At 66.5% G+C, this 16,422-nt stretch carries 14 protein-coding genes and 1 pseudogene; 14 read left to right on the top strand and 1 reads right to left on the bottom strand.

Annotated features, from left to right (window positions below):
• Nucleotides 1–71 precede the first annotated feature (71 nt).
• The 8 genes and pseudogenes from ING15_RS05685 to ING15_RS05650 form a co-directional block, all read left to right on the top strand.
• Nucleotides 72–486 (top strand): annotated as a pseudogene (locus ING15_RS05685) (sulfite exporter TauE/SafE family protein); the annotation flags it as partial.
• A gap of 665 nt (nt 487–1,151) precedes the next feature.
• On the top strand, nt 1,152–3,125 hold the full coding sequence (dnaK, locus tag ING15_RS05680) for a molecular chaperone DnaK (protein ID WP_206453804.1): 1,974 nt from the start codon (nt 1,152–1,154) through the stop codon (nt 3,123–3,125).
• Between the two features lie 226 nt (nt 3,126–3,351).
• Entirely contained in the window at nt 3,352–4,437 is a 1,086-nt protein-coding gene (locus ING15_RS05675) for an acyltransferase family protein (RefSeq protein WP_232845581.1), read from the top strand.
• A 218-nt stretch (nt 4,438–4,655) separates the two neighbouring features.
• The gene (dnaJ, locus tag ING15_RS05670; RefSeq protein WP_206453803.1) at nt 4,656–5,792 is read left to right on the top strand and encodes a molecular chaperone DnaJ; all 1,137 of its coding nucleotides are present in this window, start codon (nt 4,656–4,658) and stop codon (nt 5,790–5,792) included.
• 235 nt (nt 5,793–6,027) lie between these two features.
• A complete protein-coding gene (locus tag ING15_RS05665; RefSeq protein WP_232845580.1) occupies nt 6,028–6,567 on the top strand; it encodes a class I SAM-dependent methyltransferase in 540 nt (179 codons plus the stop codon).
• Between the two features lie 41 nt (nt 6,568–6,608).
• On the top strand, nt 6,609–7,247 hold the full coding sequence (locus ING15_RS05660; RefSeq protein WP_206453802.1) for a class I SAM-dependent methyltransferase: 639 nt from the start codon (nt 6,609–6,611) through the stop codon (nt 7,245–7,247).
• Nucleotides 7,244–7,828 (top strand): NADPH-dependent FMN reductase, encoded by a 585-nt coding sequence (locus tag ING15_RS05655; protein ID WP_206453801.1) that lies wholly within the window; start codon nt 7,244–7,246, stop codon nt 7,826–7,828. Before ING15_RS05660 ends, ING15_RS05655 begins: the two co-directional genes overlap by 4 nt.
• Before the next feature lie 142 nt (nt 7,829–7,970).
• Nucleotides 7,971–8,618: a hypothetical protein gene (locus ING15_RS05650; protein ID WP_206453800.1), complete on the top strand. Its 648-nt coding sequence runs from the start codon at nt 7,971–7,973 to the stop codon at nt 8,616–8,618.
• A 30-nt stretch (nt 8,619–8,648) separates the two neighbouring features.
• On the opposite strand, the gene ING15_RS05645 is transcribed toward ING15_RS05650, so the two are convergent.
• On the bottom strand, nt 8,649–9,404 hold the full coding sequence (locus ING15_RS05645; protein ID WP_206453799.1) for an SDR family NAD(P)-dependent oxidoreductase: 756 nt from the start codon (nt 9,402–9,404) through the stop codon (nt 8,649–8,651).
• Nucleotides 9,405–9,585: 181 nt separating this feature from the next.
• On the opposite strand from ING15_RS05645, the gene ING15_RS05640 reads away from it, so the two are divergent.
• From ING15_RS05640 to hrpB, 6 genes are all read left to right on the top strand, one after another.
• Nucleotides 9,586–10,806, top strand: coding sequence for an ABC transporter substrate-binding protein (locus ING15_RS05640; protein WP_206453798.1), 1,221 nt, complete (start codon nt 9,586–9,588; stop codon nt 10,804–10,806).
• Nucleotides 10,807–10,925: 119 nt separating this feature from the next.
• Nucleotides 10,926–11,180: a type II toxin-antitoxin system Phd/YefM family antitoxin gene (locus tag ING15_RS05635; RefSeq protein ID WP_206453797.1), complete on the top strand. Its 255-nt coding sequence runs from the start codon at nt 10,926–10,928 to the stop codon at nt 11,178–11,180.
• Nucleotides 11,177–11,449, top strand: coding sequence for a Txe/YoeB family addiction module toxin (locus ING15_RS05630; RefSeq protein WP_206453796.1), 273 nt, complete (start codon nt 11,177–11,179; stop codon nt 11,447–11,449). The genes ING15_RS05635 and ING15_RS05630 overlap by 4 nt, the downstream gene beginning before the upstream one ends.
• Before the next feature lie 8 nt (nt 11,450–11,457).
• Nucleotides 11,458–13,221 (top strand): ABC transporter permease, encoded by a 1,764-nt coding sequence (locus tag ING15_RS05625; RefSeq protein ID WP_332873776.1) that lies wholly within the window; start codon nt 11,458–11,460, stop codon nt 13,219–13,221.
• 2 nt (nt 13,222–13,223) lie between these two features.
• Nucleotides 13,224–13,877, top strand: coding sequence for an ATP-binding cassette domain-containing protein (locus ING15_RS05620; protein ID WP_408628678.1), 654 nt, complete (start codon nt 13,224–13,226; stop codon nt 13,875–13,877).
• Nucleotides 13,874–16,345 carry an ATP-dependent helicase HrpB gene (gene hrpB, locus ING15_RS05615; protein ID WP_206453795.1) on the top strand — a complete coding sequence of 824 codons (2,472 nt, stop codon included), beginning with the start codon at nt 13,874–13,876 and terminating at the stop codon, nt 16,343–16,345. The genes ING15_RS05620 and hrpB overlap by 4 nt, the downstream gene beginning before the upstream one ends.
• Nucleotides 16,346–16,422 lie beyond the last annotated feature (77 nt).

The raw sequence follows: 16,422 nt of genomic DNA, 5'->3' as shown, positions 1-16,422 counted from the left end.
CGGGTTCTCTCTTTCTATCGGCCCGCGACCGGAAGGCTATGTTCGCCACGCCTCGCCTGTCGGAACTCCACATGGATGATTTTCTGCTCTTCGTTCTCGTCGGCGCCGTGGCCCAGGTCGTCGACGGCGCACTCGGCATGGCCCATGGCGTGATGTCGTCTTCAGTGCTGTTCGCCAGTGGCGTGTGCCCGGCTCAGGCCTCCGCGTCGATACATGCGGCCGAGTTATTCAGCACCGCTGCCTCGGACAGTGCGCATTGGGTCAACCGCAATGTCGACCGGCCGCTGTTCTGGCGTCTGGTGCTCTTCGGCGTCGCCGGCTATCCCGGAATGATCGGGGCCTATCTGGTCGCGCGCCTTCAAGAATATCCCCAGCGCCGGTCCCCAGACGCGTCGTGCCTGCGCCGGCCACTTCCTCGATCCTATCGGCGGCGGCGGATGGGCCCCGATCATCACCTCAGTCTTGCCCGGGGCCGCACTGCCGCCGACGCCCAGGGAGTCAGGCGACCGGGCAGGTTTCCAATGTCCGTCAGTCTACGGCGCCCGGCCGCAGCGCCTCGGTATGCTCCATTAACACTGCCTCACAGCCGAGCCCACCGGATCGTGGTCCGGCGCCCGTAGAGCCCACCGTTGCGAAAATGCCGTGGTTCTCGTTGATCCTCCAGCAATCGATCAAGCCCCGGGGAACTGGCTTGGCCTGTCCTGACGAGCGAAAGCCCGGTCGATTACCGAGACGGCACCCACCAGGGAGACGCAAGGATGCCGGGGCACGCGGAACCCGCCTGGCCCTGGCTCCTCTAGAATACGCCGAGGAAGGACAGGATCACGGCGACGACGACCACGAGTCCGACGAGATAGATGATACCGTTCATGGCTGCTGCTCCTTGAGCGAGCTTGAAATGAAGGCCGCATTTCCCGGGCCTCCCACAATCAATTAGGGTGGCGCGGCCGCCGGGCCAGCGCGCCCCGCTCCGGCCGCGCCGATGCAGCGAAGCGGATGGAGCGGGCCGGCGGCCGCCGAGGAAACCACCACCGGCCGACTTGCACCCCCAAACCGCACTTCATATATAGCCGCCAGCCCCGCAGAGCCGACTGTCCTGACGTTCCGGCTCGGCGGTACTTCCAAGAATTTCGGGGGCTGCCCTTGCTGGAATGCCTCATCGAGGGTCCCGGGCGGCTCGCTCAAGAAGGAGAATATTCATGGCGAAGGTAATCGGTATCGACCTTGGCACAACCAATTCCTGCGTCGCCGTCATGGACGGCAAGAACGCCAAGGTCATCGAGAACGCCGAGGGCGCGCGCACGACGCCCTCCATGGTCGCGTTCACCGATGATGGCGAGCGTCTGGTAGGCCAGCCGGCCAAGCGTCAGGCTGTGACCAATCCAGAGGACACCCTGTTCGCGGTCAAGCGCCTGATCGGCCGTCGCTACGAAGACCCGACCGTGGCCAAGGACAAGAAGATGGTTCCCTTCGCCATCGTCGAGGGATCCAATGGCGATGCCTGGGTCGAGGCCAATGGCGAGAAATATTCGCCCTCGCAGGTCTCCGCTTTCATCCTGCAGAAGATGAAGGAAACGGCGGAAGCCTATCTCGGCGAAAAGGTCGAGAAGGCCGTTATCACCGTCCCGGCCTATTTCAACGATGCTCAGCGTCAGGCCACCAAGGACGCTGGCAAGATCGCCGGTCTCGAGGTGTTGCGCATCATCAACGAGCCGACCGCGGCGGCACTCGCCTACGGCCTCGACAAGAACGAGGGCAAGACCATTGCGGTCTACGATCTCGGTGGCGGCACCTTCGACGTGTCGATCCTGGAGATCGGCGACGGCGTCTTCGAGGTGAAGTCGACCAATGGTGACACCTTCCTCGGCGGCGAGGACTTCGACATGCGTCTCGTCGAATATTTCGCGGCCGAGTTCAAGAAGGACCAGGGCATCGACCTGAAGGGTGACAAGCTCGCGTTGCAGCGCCTCAAGGAAGCCGCCGAGAAGGCCAAGATCGAACTGTCCTCGGCCAGCCAGACCGAGATCAACCTGCCGTTCATCACCGCCGACAAGTCGGGGCCGAAGCACCTGACGATGAAGCTGACGCGCTCCAAATACGAGAGCCTCGTCGACGATCTCGTTCAGCGCACCGTCGGTCCCTGCAAGGCGGCGCTCAAGGACGCCGGTTTGACCGCCGCTGACATCGACGAGGTCGTGCTGGTCGGCGGCATGACGCGCATGCCGAAGATCCAGGAAACGGTGAAGACCTTCTTCGGCAAGGAGCCGCACAAGGGTGTCAACCCGGACGAGGTCGTGGCCATGGGCGCGGCGATCCAGGCCGGCGTTCTGCAGGGCGACGTCAAGGATGTGCTTCTGCTCGACGTGACGCCGCTGTCGCTCGGCATCGAGACGCTGGGCGGCGTGTTCACGCGCCTGATCGACCGCAACACCACGATCCCGACCAAGAAGAGTCAGGTCTTTTCGACCGCCGAGGACAACCAGAACGCGGTGACCATCCAGGTCTATCAGGGCGAGCGTGAGATGGCGGCTGACAACAAGTCGCTCGGGCGCTTCAATCTCGAGGGCATTCCGCCGGCACCACGCGGCATCCCGCAGATCGAGGTGACCTTCGACATCGACGCCAACGGCATCGTCAATGTCTCGGCCAAGGATAAGGGCACCAACAAGGAGCAGCGGATCACCATCCAGGCCTCCGGTGGCCTCAGCGATGCCGATATCGAGCAGATGGTCAAGGATGCCGAGAGCCACGCCGAGGAAGACAAGAAGCGGCGGGCGGCCGTTGAGGCGAAGAACCAGGGCGAAAGCCTGGTGCATTCGGCCGAGAAGTCGCTTGAGGACTATGGCGACAAGGTCTCTGAGGACGATCGCGCCGCGATCCGCTCGGCGATCGACGATCTGAAGGCGGAACTTCAGAAGGAAGAGGCCGACGCCGAGACGATCAAGACCAAGAGCGATCGTCTCGCCGAAGTGTCGATGAAGCTCGGCCAGGCCATGTACGAGGCCGCCCAGGCCGAACAGCCGGCCGGCGAGGCGGGTGAGGCCGAGGCCGCCGCCAAGGACGACGTTGTCGACGCCGACTTCGAGGAAGTCGACGGTGAAGAGGACCAGAAGAAATCGGCCTGATGCCTTAGGCCGAGGGTTCCTACGGGGGCTGTTTCGCCATGATCGAGAGCCCCGGCGTCCGCGCCGGGGCTCTCTGCGTTCGAGGGCGGCGCCGGGGCGGGGGGTTAACCAGTTCTCAAGGCTTGGCTTGCAGTGTCGATCGTCTGCGTGCCTATCGAGGGTGGAACGCAGGGGCCCTCGCCATGGCACCTGTCGGTAAGCTAACGATGCTGGCGGGAGCTTGGCCTTGTATTACCGCGTGTTCGACTGCTGGCGGTTTGTCGCCGCGATGCTGGTGATGGCCTATCATTTCCTGTATTCCGCGCCCTATGGCGCCGAGACGGGGACCGAGTTCCTGCACCGGCTTTTACCGCTCCTCGACATGTTCTTCATGATCTCGGGGTTCTTCATCGCCACGCGCTACGCTGATCAGATCCGTTCGGCCGCCGACTATCGCGACTTCATGCGCCGGCGCGTCGCCCGCCTTTACCCGTTACATTTCATCGTCACGATGTTCTTCACCGCCGTCGCGCTGGCGGCCCTTGTCGCGGGGGCCGATCACTACCCCTTCGAGAGCGAACTGGCCGCGTTGCCGCAGACTCTTCTTGCCCTGCATGCGCTCGGCACAACAAGCGATCTCGCGCTCAATTACGTCTCCTGGTCGGTCAGCGCCGAGTTCTTTTCCTACGCCCTGTTTCCACTGATCCTGGTGATGTTTCGCTGGAAGGGGCTGCGTGGCCTCCTCCTGATGCTGGCGGTCTGGGTGGCCGGGCTGGAATATGCCTCCTGGCGCGGCGTCTTTCCGTCGGGGCACTGGACGGGCGCCGACTCGCTCGGGGCCTATCGTGCTTTCGCCGATTTCGTCATGGGGGCGATTATCGCCGTCCTGGTGGGTCGTCGCACGGTCGACATCCGATCGCATTGGCCGGGTCTGATGTTGTTCGCCGCCGCCGTTGCGACGATGATCGGTCAGACGTCGCCCTATCTGACACTGGCCCTTCTCGCCGCCTCGCTGACGGCGACGGCGCTCGCGGAGACCGCCCGGCCCGCCTCGACCGGCGCGCTCGCCCGCCTCATGCCGTTCACCCGCGTCGCCTTCGGCATCTATCTCTGGCATCCCGTCATGGAGTTCCTGTTCCTGACGGTCGTGTGGGATCGCTGGCTGGAGCGGCTCGATATCGTGGATTTCTACGTCTATTGGACGGTGCCGATGGCCGCCACGGTGGCGATCGCCATGCTATCCGATCGCTATCTGGAGCGCCGCTTCGGCAATCTGATCGCCGGGCCGCGGCGCGCATCCCCACCCAAGCCCGCGGGCGTCGCCTCGGCCTGAATGGTAGCGCGAACGCACCGCGCCCTTGATAGGATTCCCACGAGTCGACTTTGCTCGACTGCGGACGTGGCCGCAGCGATGGCGGCGCTTTTCATCCGACCTGCCGCTATGGTATCGCGAGCCATCCGTTCCTACATCGAAGGATCGCGGCGCCCCCGATGCCGGACGCCGGAGGCGTTTGCCCCGATCCGCCCGCCGAAGAACTGATGGAAGCGTGAATGAAGGTCGATTACTACGAAATGCTCGGCGTCTCCCGGGATGTCGACGAGAAGGGACTGAAGGTCGCATTTCGCAAGCTCGCGATGCAATATCACCCCGACCGCAATCCTGGCGACGCCGAAGCGGAAGGGAAGTTCAAGGAACTTGGTGAAGCCTACGAGGTGCTGAAAGACCAGCAGAAGCGCTCGGCCTACGACCGCTTCGGTCATGCGGCGTTCCAGAACGGCAACGGCGCCGCCGGCTTCCGCGGCGATTTCTCTTCGTCCATGGCAGACATCTTCGACGACATCTTCGGCGAGATGATGGGCGGCCGCTCGCGCGGGCGCCAGCCCAGCGGTGGCCGCGAGCGCGGCTCGGATCTTCGCTACAACATGGACATCAGCCTGGAGGAGGCGTTCGCCGGCAAAACCGCCGAAATCGGCGTGCCGACGACAATCCAGTGCGATGAATGCACCGGCACCGGCGCCCGTCCCGGCTCCAGCCCGAAAACCTGTTCGACCTGCGGCGGCATCGGCCGCGTGCGGGCCGCTCAAGGCTTCTTCTCAATCGAGCGAAGCTGCCCGTCCTGTCAGGGCCGCGGCCAGGTGATCGCCGACCCCTGCGGCAAATGCGGCGGCGACGGGCGCCTGCCGGAGGAGCGCAAGCTGTCGGTCAACATTCCGGCCGGCATCGAGGATGGAACGCGCATCCGTCTGGCGGGCGAAGGCGAAGCCGGCCTTCGCGGCGGCCCCGCCGGCGACCTCTACATCTTCCTGTCGGTGAAACCGCACGAATTCTTCCAGCGCGACGGCGCCGATCTGTTCTGCCAGGTGCCGGTGTCGATGACCACCGCGGCGCTTGGCGGGCATTTCGACGTCTCCACGCTGGACGGAAATACAACCCGCGTGAAGGTGCCGGACGGTACCCAGACCGGCAAGCAGTTCCGGGTGCGGGGCAAGGGCATGCCGGTGCTGCGTTCGCCGCAGGTCGGCGATCTCTTCATCCAGGTGACCATCGAGACGCCGCAGAAGCTCTCCCGCCGTCAGCGGGAGCTTCTGGAGGAGTTCGAGGAGATTTCCTCTTCGGAAAATTCGCCGCAGTCGACCGGATTCTTCGCCCGGATGAAGGAATTTTTCGAGCATCTGAGCGAGACCTGAGCGGCGCCGAGGGAGCGAAGGTCAAATCAATTAGTCGACCTTTCCGTCGCGAACTCGTAAGTGAACCGAGCAGCGGGATCATGTCGAAGCCACGGCTGCGATGGGACGGGAGTGTTTGCGAGTGTTGGGAACCCTGGAACCGCGTCCTCCCTATCGTACTCGCGAGCGCCTCAAAGCACTGCGCGACAGGCCACGCTTAAAGGTCAGTGACGAGGCCCGGTTCTTTAGGGGCTGGTTGCAGCGACCCCTGGTCATGGGCGCGGTGTCGCCGTCCTCGCGCGCGCTCGGCATGTCCATGGCGGCCTTCGTTCCCGATCCGGCCCGATTCGACGCCGACTCAAGGGTTCTCGAACTCGGCCCCGGCACCGGCGTGGTGACGCAGTGCCTGATCGACCGGGGCGTGCCGGAAGCCGCTCTGGTCCTGGTGGAGTTTTCGCCAGAGTTCTGTGTCCTGTTGCGGGCGCGTTTTCCGGCTGCGCATGTCATCCAGGGGGATGCCTATGCGCCCAGCCACGCCCTCGACAAGGTTCTCGCCGGAAAACGCCTGGAGGCGGTCATTTCCGGTCTGCCGCTGTTCACCAAGCCGGACGAGAAACGCGAACGGGTCGTCGGCGGCGCCTTGGCCCGGATGCGGCCGGGCGCGCCGTTCATCCAGTTTTCCTATGCTCTCACCGTCCCGGTGAAACCACGCCGGATCGGTGCGCGTCTTGAGACCAGCCAGTGGATCAAGCGGAACCTGCCGCCGGCGAGGGTGTTGGTCTATCGCTCCGCATAGTCGCGACGGGCGCAGTGGGTGAAATCGAGACGGAAGCGTCCATGGCCGGAGACGGGGATGTGAATACGCCGGAAAGCGGTACGGGTAGCAGCGCTGCCGACTGGGCGCGGTTCCTCGGCAATTGGGTGCGGCACCCGATCAAGATGGGCGCCGTTGCGCCGTCGAGCCGCTCTTATTGCAAGATGATGGTACGCCACGCAACGACCGAGCTCGACGGCCCGATCCTCGAGCTTGGCCCCGGCCTTGGCGTGGTGACGCGCACGCTTCTGGAAAACGGCGTCGCACCGGAGCGTATCACCGCGATCGAATATGACCGGGAGTTTGCCCGGATGGTGCGCCAACGGTTTCCTCGGGTGAACGTGATCCAGGGCGACGGCTTCGATCTCGACAGGACGCTGGGCGCACGGCGTGGGGAGAAATTCGCTGCGATCCTGTTTGCCATTCCGATCGCAAATCTCACGCGGGCGGAGCGCCAGGCGCTTTTTCGGGACTATTTTTCCCGTCTTCTTCCCGGCGGCAACGTCACCCAGCTCTCCTATCTCCTCAAGCCACCGGTGGAGGCGGTGCCGGGGGTGTTTTCGGTGTCGGCCTCGCCGAGGGTCTGGCGGAATATCCCACCGGCGCGTGTCTGGATCTATTCGCAGGACCGCGCGGCCCAGACCGGAGCGGCTGAGTCTTGAGCGCCAGGATCCTCGTGATAGCGGGCTCGCTGCGGCAAGCCTCCCACAATCGCAGGCTTGCGGCCGAGGCGGCGCGGATGCTGGCACTGACCGACGCGGTGGTGACGCTGGTCGATCTCGCCGATTATCCGCTGCCGATCTACGACGGCGACCATGAGGCCGACGCCGGCGTGCCTGAGAACGCCAATCTCTTGGCGCAACGGATCGCGGCGCAGGATGGGTTGCTTCTGGTCAGCCCCGAATACAATCATTCGCTGGTGCCGCTCATGAAGAACACCATCGACTGGGTAAGCCGGGTCCGCAAGGTGAACGGGCGACCGATTCAGCCCTTCAAGGGACTGGTGGTCGGGCTTGCCTCCGCATCGCCCGGTCGCTTCGGCGGCATGCGCGGCCTGGAGGCCCTGCGCATCGTGATGCGGGCGCTCGGCGCCGATGTCATTACCCAGCAATGCAGCGTGGCCAACGCGGCAACCGGTTTCGACGACGACGGCCGGCTTGCCGACGACATCGCCCGAACGTCGCTGGAGGCGCTGGTCGACAAGCTGCTCGACACCTCCCGCAGTCTCGGCCGGCACGGCTGAGCGGACGGTACGGCGGGGATATTTTCGGCCGAAGCGGGCATTCCCGTCGAACGGCGATCATCGCGTCCGAGACGATCATCGCTCGCGACAGGGCGCCGGGAAGCATGTCGCGCGACGCGACAGCGTCCAAGGAGGATGAGCCGTGACGGTGAGGAAACAGGCTATCGTCGACCGCCTCCTGACGCGCGGCGGCGGCTCGACCCATGCGGCGGAGATGGGTCTCGATCTCAGCCGGAACGCACCGATGCCGCTGTTCCTCTGGCTGGTTGCGGCCAACCTCTTTTCCGCACGAATCGCGTCCGATCAGGCGCTGCGCGCCGCCAGGGCGCTGAAGGATGCCGGGCTGACCACCGCCGACCGGATGGCCAGGGCGACGTGGGAGCAACGGGTGACTATCCTGAACCGCAACGGCTATGCCCGGTACGACGAAAAGACCGCGCGATTTCTAAAGGAAATGGCCGACCACTGCCTCGCCGAATACGGCGGCGACCTGCGCAAGCTGCGCGAGCGGGCGATGCGCGATCCGGTCGAGGAGCGGCGTCTGTTGAAGGAGTTCAAGGGAATTGGCGATGTCGGGGCCGATATCTTCTTTCGCGAGGTGCAGGTCGCCTGGGAGGAGCTCTATCCCTTCGCCGATAAGCGAGCGCTCCAGGCCGCCGCCAAGCTCGGTCTGGGAGACGACGCGCGGAGCCTGGCTCGCCTCGTCGAGAGGCAGCGGTTTCCCGCCCTGTTGACGGCGCTCGTCAAGGCCGATCTGGACAAGGTTCTCGACGAGGTGGCGGGGGACTGAGCGGCGAGGCTGCCTGGGCTCGGCCCGCGATCACACGTGCTGGCCGCCATTGATGTGGAGTTCGGAGCCGGTGACGTAGGAGGCCTGCTCCGAGCACAGGAAATAGATGACGTCCGCCACTTCCGAGGTCTGGCCCAGGCGGCGCAGCGGGATGTCCTCGATCATCTTCTCGGTGCCCGGCGACAGGATCGCCGTTTCGATCTCGCCGGGGGCGATCGCATTGACCCGGATTCCCGCCGGACCGAAATCATGTGCCATCTCGCGTGTCAGCGAGTTGAGCGCGGCCTTCGAGGTGGCATAGGCGGTGCCGGCGAAGGGATGCACGCGTCCGCCGGCGATGGAGGTGATGTTGACGATCGAGCCCTTGGCCTTGGACAATTCCTTGAACAGGCCGCGGGCGAGCATGATCGGCGCGAAGAAATTCACCTGGAAGACGTCGCGCCAGGCGTGCATCGTCGTGCCGATCGAGTCCAGTCGCGCGCCGCCGTCGCCCTTCGGCGAGATCGCGGCGTTGTTGACCAGGGCATGCAGCTCCGACCCGTTGGTTTCGAGCCGGCGGCGGATCTCCGACACGGCAAAGCCGACGTCCTCCTGATCCGACAGATCGACCCGGATGTGGTCCTCCGGGCCGGCCGGCCATGGGCAGTTATCGGCGAAATCCTGGCGCGAGCAGGTGATCACCCGCCAGCCCTCGCGCGAAAAGCGCTTCACCGTCGCATGGCCGATCCCCCGGGAGGCGCCGGTCAGCACCAGTGTCTTGCGCTCATCGCGCATGGTCTCCGACATGGTTCGGTCCTTCTCCACCGATGATGTCCGATCGTCACGGGCGATCACGTTGCAGTCAACGTCGCCCAGCGACAGCGGCATTCGGTTGCTTTTAGCATGTTCGCTGCGTCATCTAGCGCGCATGTGGGACGCCGGCGCGGAAAAGTTGATGGCGCCGGCGCGAAAATCACGAGGACCGATCATGAGGGCATGGATTGTCGGGGCGGCCGCGCTCGCTTCCGCCGTGTTGGCTGGGGTGTCCGCCAGTGCCGCCGAGCCTGAACCATCCGACTGGGAGGCGGTTCTGGCGGAGGCGAAGGGCCAGAGCGTCTATTTCAACGCCTGGGGCGGCTCGCAGAACATCAACGATTACATCCAGTGGGTGGCCGGCGAGGTTAAGGACCGGTTCGGCGTCACTTTGACGCATGTCAAGCTCGACGACACCGCGAACGCCGTCGCCGCGGTCGTTGCCGAAAAGACCGCCGGCAAGGACGCGGACGGTTCGGTCGACCTCGTCTGGATCAATGGCGAGAATTTCGTCTCGATGCAGGAGAAAGGCCTTCTGGCGGAGGGGTTCGCGACCCAGCTGCCGAACTGGCGCTATGTCGATACGGCCAATCCCAGCGTCACCGTCGATTCCACCGTCCCGACCAAGGGCCAGGAATCGCCCTGGGGCGGGGCGAAGATGGTGTTCTTCACCGACACCGCCCGCTCGGGCCCAGTCGCCGACATGCCGACGGACACCGACGCGCTGCTGGAATGGGCAAAGGCCAATCCGGGCCAATTCTCCTATCCGGCGCCGCCGGACTTCATCGGCTCGAGCTTCCTGAAACAGGTGCTGATCGAACAGGCGGACGACCCGTCCGTGCTCGCGAAACCGGTCGACGAGGCGACGTTCGCGGCGGTGACGGCGCCGCTCTGGGCCTGGCTCGACGCGCTCCGTCCGGCGCTGTGGCGCGGCGGCCGGGATTATCCGCAGAACTATCCGGCGATGAAGCAGCTTCTCGCCGACGGCGAACTCGGCATCATCTTCGCCTTCAACCCGGCCGAGGCGTCGGCGGCGATCGCGGCCGGCGAACTGCCGGACACGGTGCGCTCCTTCACCTTTCCGGGAGGCACGCTCGGCAACACGCATTTCGTCGCGATCCCCTATAATTCGGGAAGCAAGGCGGCGGCGATGGTCGTCGCCAATTTCCTGCTCTCGCCGGAAGCGCAATTGCGCAAGGAAGACCCGCAATATTGGGGCGACCCGACCGTGCTGGCCATGGACAAGCTGCCCGAAGAGGATCGAAAGGCCTTCGCCAATCTGGATCGCGGCGTCGCGACCCTGGCTCCGACCGAACTCGGCCCGGTTCTGGCGGAGCCGGACGCCTCCTGGATGACCCGCATCGAGGCCGAGTGGAAGACGCGCTACGGGAGCTGAGGGGCCCCCGATTGGCCAACGTTATCGGGGGCATTGTCGGATAGGCGGTTGCGACGGGGACTGGGAAAATTGACAGAATTGCTCATTTGTACATAAGTAAGTACACAAGGAGATGGCCCATGTCGCACGTGAATTTCTCGGAACTTCGGGCCAACATGGCCTCCTATTTCGATCGGGTCGAAGCGGACCGCACCGAACTGGTGGTCACGCGGCAGAACCACGAGCCGCTGGTCGTTATGGCTCTATCGGAGTGGGAGGGGATGCGCGAAACGCTCCATCTCCTGAGTTCTCCGACCAATGCCGAGCGCCTGTTACGGTCGATTTCCGAGCTTGATTCGGGTAAGGGAGAGGTCCACGACTTGTCGGAGGAGTGAAGCTTGTCTTCTCCTCCGACGCCTGGACCGAATATCAATACTGGCTAGAAACCGATCGCACCGGCCTCAGCCGCCTGAATGCGTTGATCAAAGACACTATGCGATCACCATTTTCCGGCATCGGTAAGCCGGAACCTTTGCAGGGGCGGCTCCAGGGTTGGTGGTCCCGCCGTATCACCCGAGAACACCGGCTGGTCTATCGGGTGACCGGAAGCGGAACAAGCCAGACACTGGAAATTGCGGCGTGTCGTCTGCACTACGGGCGATAGATCTGACTTTGGACCAGTTACCTCTATCAGCCCACCCGCAACGCGAGCGCAACGATAGGCAACCACGCTCCTCCGGTCTGTTCATTAACCCATACCTGATCGCGCTCCTCCTCGCCGCTCCAGTCGCTGTTGGCCTCGCCGGCGCGATCCTCCCAGCCTTCGGCTATCTGCCGGCGCTTGGCGGGGACACGGTCTCGCTGCAACCGTTTCGCGATCTCCTGAATGAGCCGGGCATCGGTACATCGGTTGCGTTGAGCGTCGCGTCCGGGCTGCTGACGACCTTCGTCTCGGTGGTGGGCGTAGCGATCTTTCTCGCCGCCTTCTTCGGCACGCGCACATTCCGCCTCGCCCGCCAAGGTCTCGCGCCGCTGTTGGCCGTGCCCCATGCCGCCGCGGCCTTCGGCCTTCTCTTCCTGATCGCCCCGTCCGGGCTGGTCTTCCGCCTTGCCGCCGCCGCGCTCGGCTTCGACCGCCCGCCGGATCTTTTGGTCGTCGGTGATCCGCTTGCCCTTTCGATGATGGCCGCGCTGGTCGCCAAGGAAATGCCGTTCCTGCTGCTTGTGGCCTTCGCCGCGCTGCCGCAGGCCGATCCCGAGCGGCGGATGCGGCTGGCCCGCTCGCTCGGCTATGGCCGGATCGCCGGTTTCATGCTGGCGATCTGGCCCTCGGTCTACCGGCAGATCCGTCTGCCGGTCATCGCGGTCGCGGCCTTTGCTTCCTCTGTCGTCGATGTGGCGCTGATCCTCGGACCCTCGACGCCGGGGCCGCTCGCGGTGCGGTTGCTCGGCTGGATGGGCGATCCGGATCTGGCCATGCGCTTTCAGGCTTCCGCGGGGGCGATCTTGCAGCTTGGCGCGACCCTGTTCGTCATTCTGGTCTGGCTGGCGGGCGAGCGCGTGATGGGCTGGGCCTGCCGAGGCTTCGCCCACACCGGTCGGCGCTTCGCCCACGATCGGCTGGCGCGCGATCTCGCCGCGGTGCCGGTCGCGTTGTCGGGGATCGCGGTTTTTCTCGGGCTCGCGATGCTGCTGACCTGGTCGGTGGCGGGCCTCTGGGGCTTTCCCGACCTGTTGCCGCGTAGCTTCGACCTGACCACTTGGCGCCGGGCGCTCGTCGGGGCGTCCGGCCCGCTCTGGACGACCTTCGTCGTCGCGCTGGCCGCTGCCTTGCTGGCGCTGGTCCTCGTCATTGCGCTGCTCGAAGGCCATCGCCGCCGGTTTCCGGCGGTGCGCGGCGGCGAGGTGCGATTGCCCCGGGCGATCGCCGGGTTGCTGTATCTGCCGCTGATCGTGCCGCAGATCTCCTTCGTTTTCGGCCTGCAGGTGCTGATTCTGGTCGTCGGCCTGACCCCGTCGATCCCGCTGCTCGTCGCCGTCCATCTCGTCTTCGTCGCACCCTATGCGGCGCTGGCCCTCGCCGATCCCTGGTTCGCCCTCGATCCCCGCTACGAGCGGGTCGCGGCAAGCCTCGGCCGCTCGCGCATGTCCGTGTTCACATGGGTGCGTCTGCCGATGCTGACCGCGCCGGTGCTGACCGCACTGGCGATCGGCCTCGCCGTCTCGGTCGGACAATATCTGCCGACCGTTCTCGTCGGCGCCGGACGGCTGCCGACCATCACGACCGAAGCGGTGGCGCTGGCTTCGGGCGGCAATCGCCGGATCATCGGCGCCTATGCGCTGCTGCAGACGCTGCTGCCGTTCCTCGCCTTCGCCGCGTCCGGTCTCGTTCCGATCTTGCTCTGGCGTCACCGGCGCGGCATGAGGGCCGGATGATGATGGATGACAGGGGACTTCGGCTCGACGACGTAGAGATCCGGCTCGGCGAGCGCCGGCTGCTGGCGCTGAACACACGCATCGCACCCGGAGAGACGTTGAGTGTCATGGGGCCGTCCGGGTCCGGCAAATCGACGCTCTTCGCGCTGATCGCCGGCTTTCTCGATCCGGCCTTCCAGGCAAGCGGACGTGTCGAGCTGGATGGCCGCGACCTGACCGGGCTGCCGCCGGAGCGCCGTCGCATCGGCCTGCTTTTCCAGGACGCTTTGCTGCTTCCCCACATGTCGGTCGGCGAGAACCTTCTGTTCGCCCTGCCGTCCGCCATCAAGGGCCGCCATGCCCGCCGTCGGGCGGCGGAGACGATGCTGGACAAGGTCGGCCTTGGAGACCATTTCGCCCGCGATCCTGCGACCCTGTCCGGCGGTCAAGCCGCCCGCGTCGCGCTGGCGCGCACGCTCCTGGCCGAACCGAAGGCGCTGCTTCTCGACGAGCCCTTCTCCGGTCTCGATGCCGAATTGCGCGAAACGATCCGGCGCCTTGTCTTCGGCCTCGTCGCGGAGCGAGACATACCCGCGTTGCTGGTTACCCATGACCGCGAGGACGCAGAAGCGGCGGGCGGGCCAATGGTGGAGCTGCCGGCGGCGGGGGAGCCGTGACGCGGCTAGCGCTTCCCGAACTGCCGGTCTCGGCGGTCCTTTCCGACGTCGCCGCCGCCCTGACCGACGCTGGCCGCGCCGTGCTCGTCGCCCCGCCCGGCGCTGGCAAGACGACGCTGGTGCCGCTGCACCTCTTGGGCGAAGCCTTCATGGCCAGTGGCAAGATACTCCTCGTCGAGCCGCGCCGGCTCGCCGCCCGCGCCGCGGCGCGGCGGATGGCTGAGATCACCGGCGAAGCGGTGGGCGAGACCGTCGGCTGGCGCATGCGGCTCGACACCAAGGTCTCGGCGAAGACCCGGATCGAGATCGTCACCGAAGGTGTCTTCACCCGGATGGTCCTTTCGGACCCCGAGCTCAAGGGCGTCGCGGCCGTTCTCTTCGACGAGTTCCACGAGCGCTCGCTGGATGGCGATTTCGGCCTGGCGCTGGCGCTGGACGTCGCCTCGGCGCTGCGCGAGGATCTGCGGATTCTGGTCATGTCGGCGACCCTCGACGGCGCCCGCGTCGCCGCGCTGCTTGGCGACGCCCCGGTGATCGAGAGCGCCGGGCGTGCCTTTCCCGTGACGGTCCGCTACCGCGACCGGCCCGGCACCGAGCCGGTGGAGGACGCGGTCGTCGCCGCCGCGCGGGCGGCGCTGGCCGAGGAGGCGGGCAGCCTTCTGGTCTTCCTGCCGGGCCAGCGCGAGATCGAGCGGGTCGCCGAGCGGCTGGGTACCATCGTCCCCGAAAATGTCGTTGTCGCGCCGCTGTTCGGCGCCATGGACGGCGCGGCGCAGGATCAGGCCGTTCGCCCGGCGCCCGTCGGCACCCGCAAGATCGTGCTCGCCACCGCGATCGCCGAGGCGTCGCTGACCATCGACGGGGTCTCGGTCGTCATCGATTCAGGGCTGCGGCGGCAGCCGGTGTTCGAGCCGGCCACCGGCCTGTCGCGCCTGGAGACGGTGCGCGTGTCACGGGCCTCGGCCGACCAGCGGGCGGGCCGCGCCGGACGCACGGCACCCGGAACCGCGATCCGGCTGTGGCGCGCCGAGCAGACGGCCGCGCTGGACGCCTTCGACCGGCCGGAGATTCTCGCGACCGACCTGTCCGGTCTGGTCCTCGACTGCGCTGCCTGGGGTGTCGCCGAACCGTCGGATCTCGCCTTCCTCGATCCGCCGCCAGCGCCCGCGGTCGCCGAGGCACGGGCACTTCTCACAGAACTCGGCGCGCTCGACGCAACCGGCCGGCTGACCGCGACGGGCGCGGCGATGCGGGGCTTGCCCCTGCCGCCGCGCCTTGCCCGAATGGTCGTCGCGGCCGGCGGTGATGCGCGGCTGCATGCGGCGATGCTCGCCCTTCTCCTCACCGAACGCGGCCTCGGCGGCACCGACACCGATCTCGCCCAGCGCCTGCGCCGGTTTCGCGCCGATCGCGGCCCGCGCGCCAAGGCGGCGCACGGCCTGGCACGGCGGATCGCCGCGACGGCGCGCGAGGCCGCATCCGCTTCCGGCGAGGACGCGCCGGACGAAGCGGGGGCGCTGCTGGCGCTCGCCTATCCCGACCGGATAGCGGTCGCCCGTGGTGCCCGCGGTCATTTCGTCCTCACCAGTGGGCGCGGCGGCGTCCTCGACGAGACGTCAGCGCTGGCCCGCGAAAAATTCCTGGTCGTCGCCGAATTGCAGGGCCAGGCGCGCGCCGGCCGTATCCTGTCGGCCACCGCGCTCAGCGAGGCGGCGATGGAGCGGATCGCCGCCGAACGGGCCGTGAGCGAATTGGTCGTTGCCTTCGATGGAACGGCGCGCGCGGTGCGGGCGCGCAACATCCGGCGTCTGGGCCGCGCGACGCTGTCGGAGGCGCCGCTGCCGGCGCCGTCCGGGGAAGCGACCGCCCGCGCGCTCGCCGAGGGCATTCGCCGCCTCGGCCTGTCGGCGCTGCCCTTGGGCAAGGAGGGCGAGCGGCTGTTGCGGCGCTTGCGGTTCCTGGCCAAGGCCTATGGCCCGCCCTGGCCGGATTTTTGCGACGCGGCGCTGCTTGCCGGTCTCGACGACTGGCTGATGCCCTATCTTCCGGGGGTGACGAGCCTGGCGCAAATCACCCCCGGCGCACTGTCGGAGGCGCTGCGTGGGTTGATCCCGGACGAATTGCGCGGCCGGCTGGATGAGCTCGCACCGTCGCATTTCGAGGCGCCGACCGGCTCGCGCGTGCCGATCCGCTACGACGAAGACCAGCCGGTTCTCGCGATCCGGGTACAGGAACTGTTCGGTCTGACGTGCCATCCGGCGATCGCCGACGGACGGCTGCTTCTGACCATCGAGCTGCTGTCACCGGCCCACCGGCCGATCCAGATCACCCGCGATCTGCCGGGCTTCTGGTCCGGGTCCTGGGCGGATGTGCGGGCGGACTTGCGCGGCCGCTATCCCAAGCACGTCTGGCCTGAGGACCCGGCCGGCGCCGCCCCGACGGCGCGGGCCAAGCCGCGAAAGCGGTGAGCGGCGGGACGCGGCGGCCCTGGCGTCGAGTCCGCGCGCGATGTCTTCGCCCGGTCGTACAGGCCTTCGGCTTCGTT

Source organism: Aurantimonas marina (assembly GCF_017183135.1).
Classification (GTDB): Bacteria; Pseudomonadota; Alphaproteobacteria; order Rhizobiales; family Rhizobiaceae; genus Aurantimonas; species Aurantimonas marina.
Note: the sequence above shows the minus strand (reverse complement) of the source record. Positions and strands in the feature narration are given on the sequence as shown.

Bases quoted from the DNA above. Each gene is read 5' to 3' on its own strand.
- ING15_RS05635 (WP_206453797.1), top strand. From the start codon at position 10,926: ATGTCGCACGTGAATTTCTCGGAACTTCGGGCCAACATGGCCTCCTAT.
- ING15_RS05660 (WP_206453802.1), top strand. From the start codon at position 6,609: ATGGCCGGAGACGGGGATGTGAATACGCCGGAAAGCGGTACGGGTAGC.
- ING15_RS05620 (WP_408628678.1), top strand. From the start codon at position 13,224: ATGGATGACAGGGGACTTCGGCTCGACGACGTAGAGATCCGGCTCGGC.
- dnaJ (WP_206453803.1), top strand. From the start codon at position 4,656: ATGAAGGTCGATTACTACGAAATGCTCGGCGTCTCCCGGGATGTCGAC.
- dnaK (WP_206453804.1), top strand. From the start codon at position 1,152: ATGCCTCATCGAGGGTCCCGGGCGGCTCGCTCAAGAAGGAGAATATTC.
- ING15_RS05640 (WP_206453798.1), top strand. From the start codon at position 9,586: ATGAGGGCATGGATTGTCGGGGCGGCCGCGCTCGCTTCCGCCGTGTTG.
- ING15_RS05645 (WP_206453799.1), bottom strand. From the start codon at position 9,404: ATGTCGGAGACCATGCGCGATGAGCGCAAGACACTGGTGCTGACCGGC.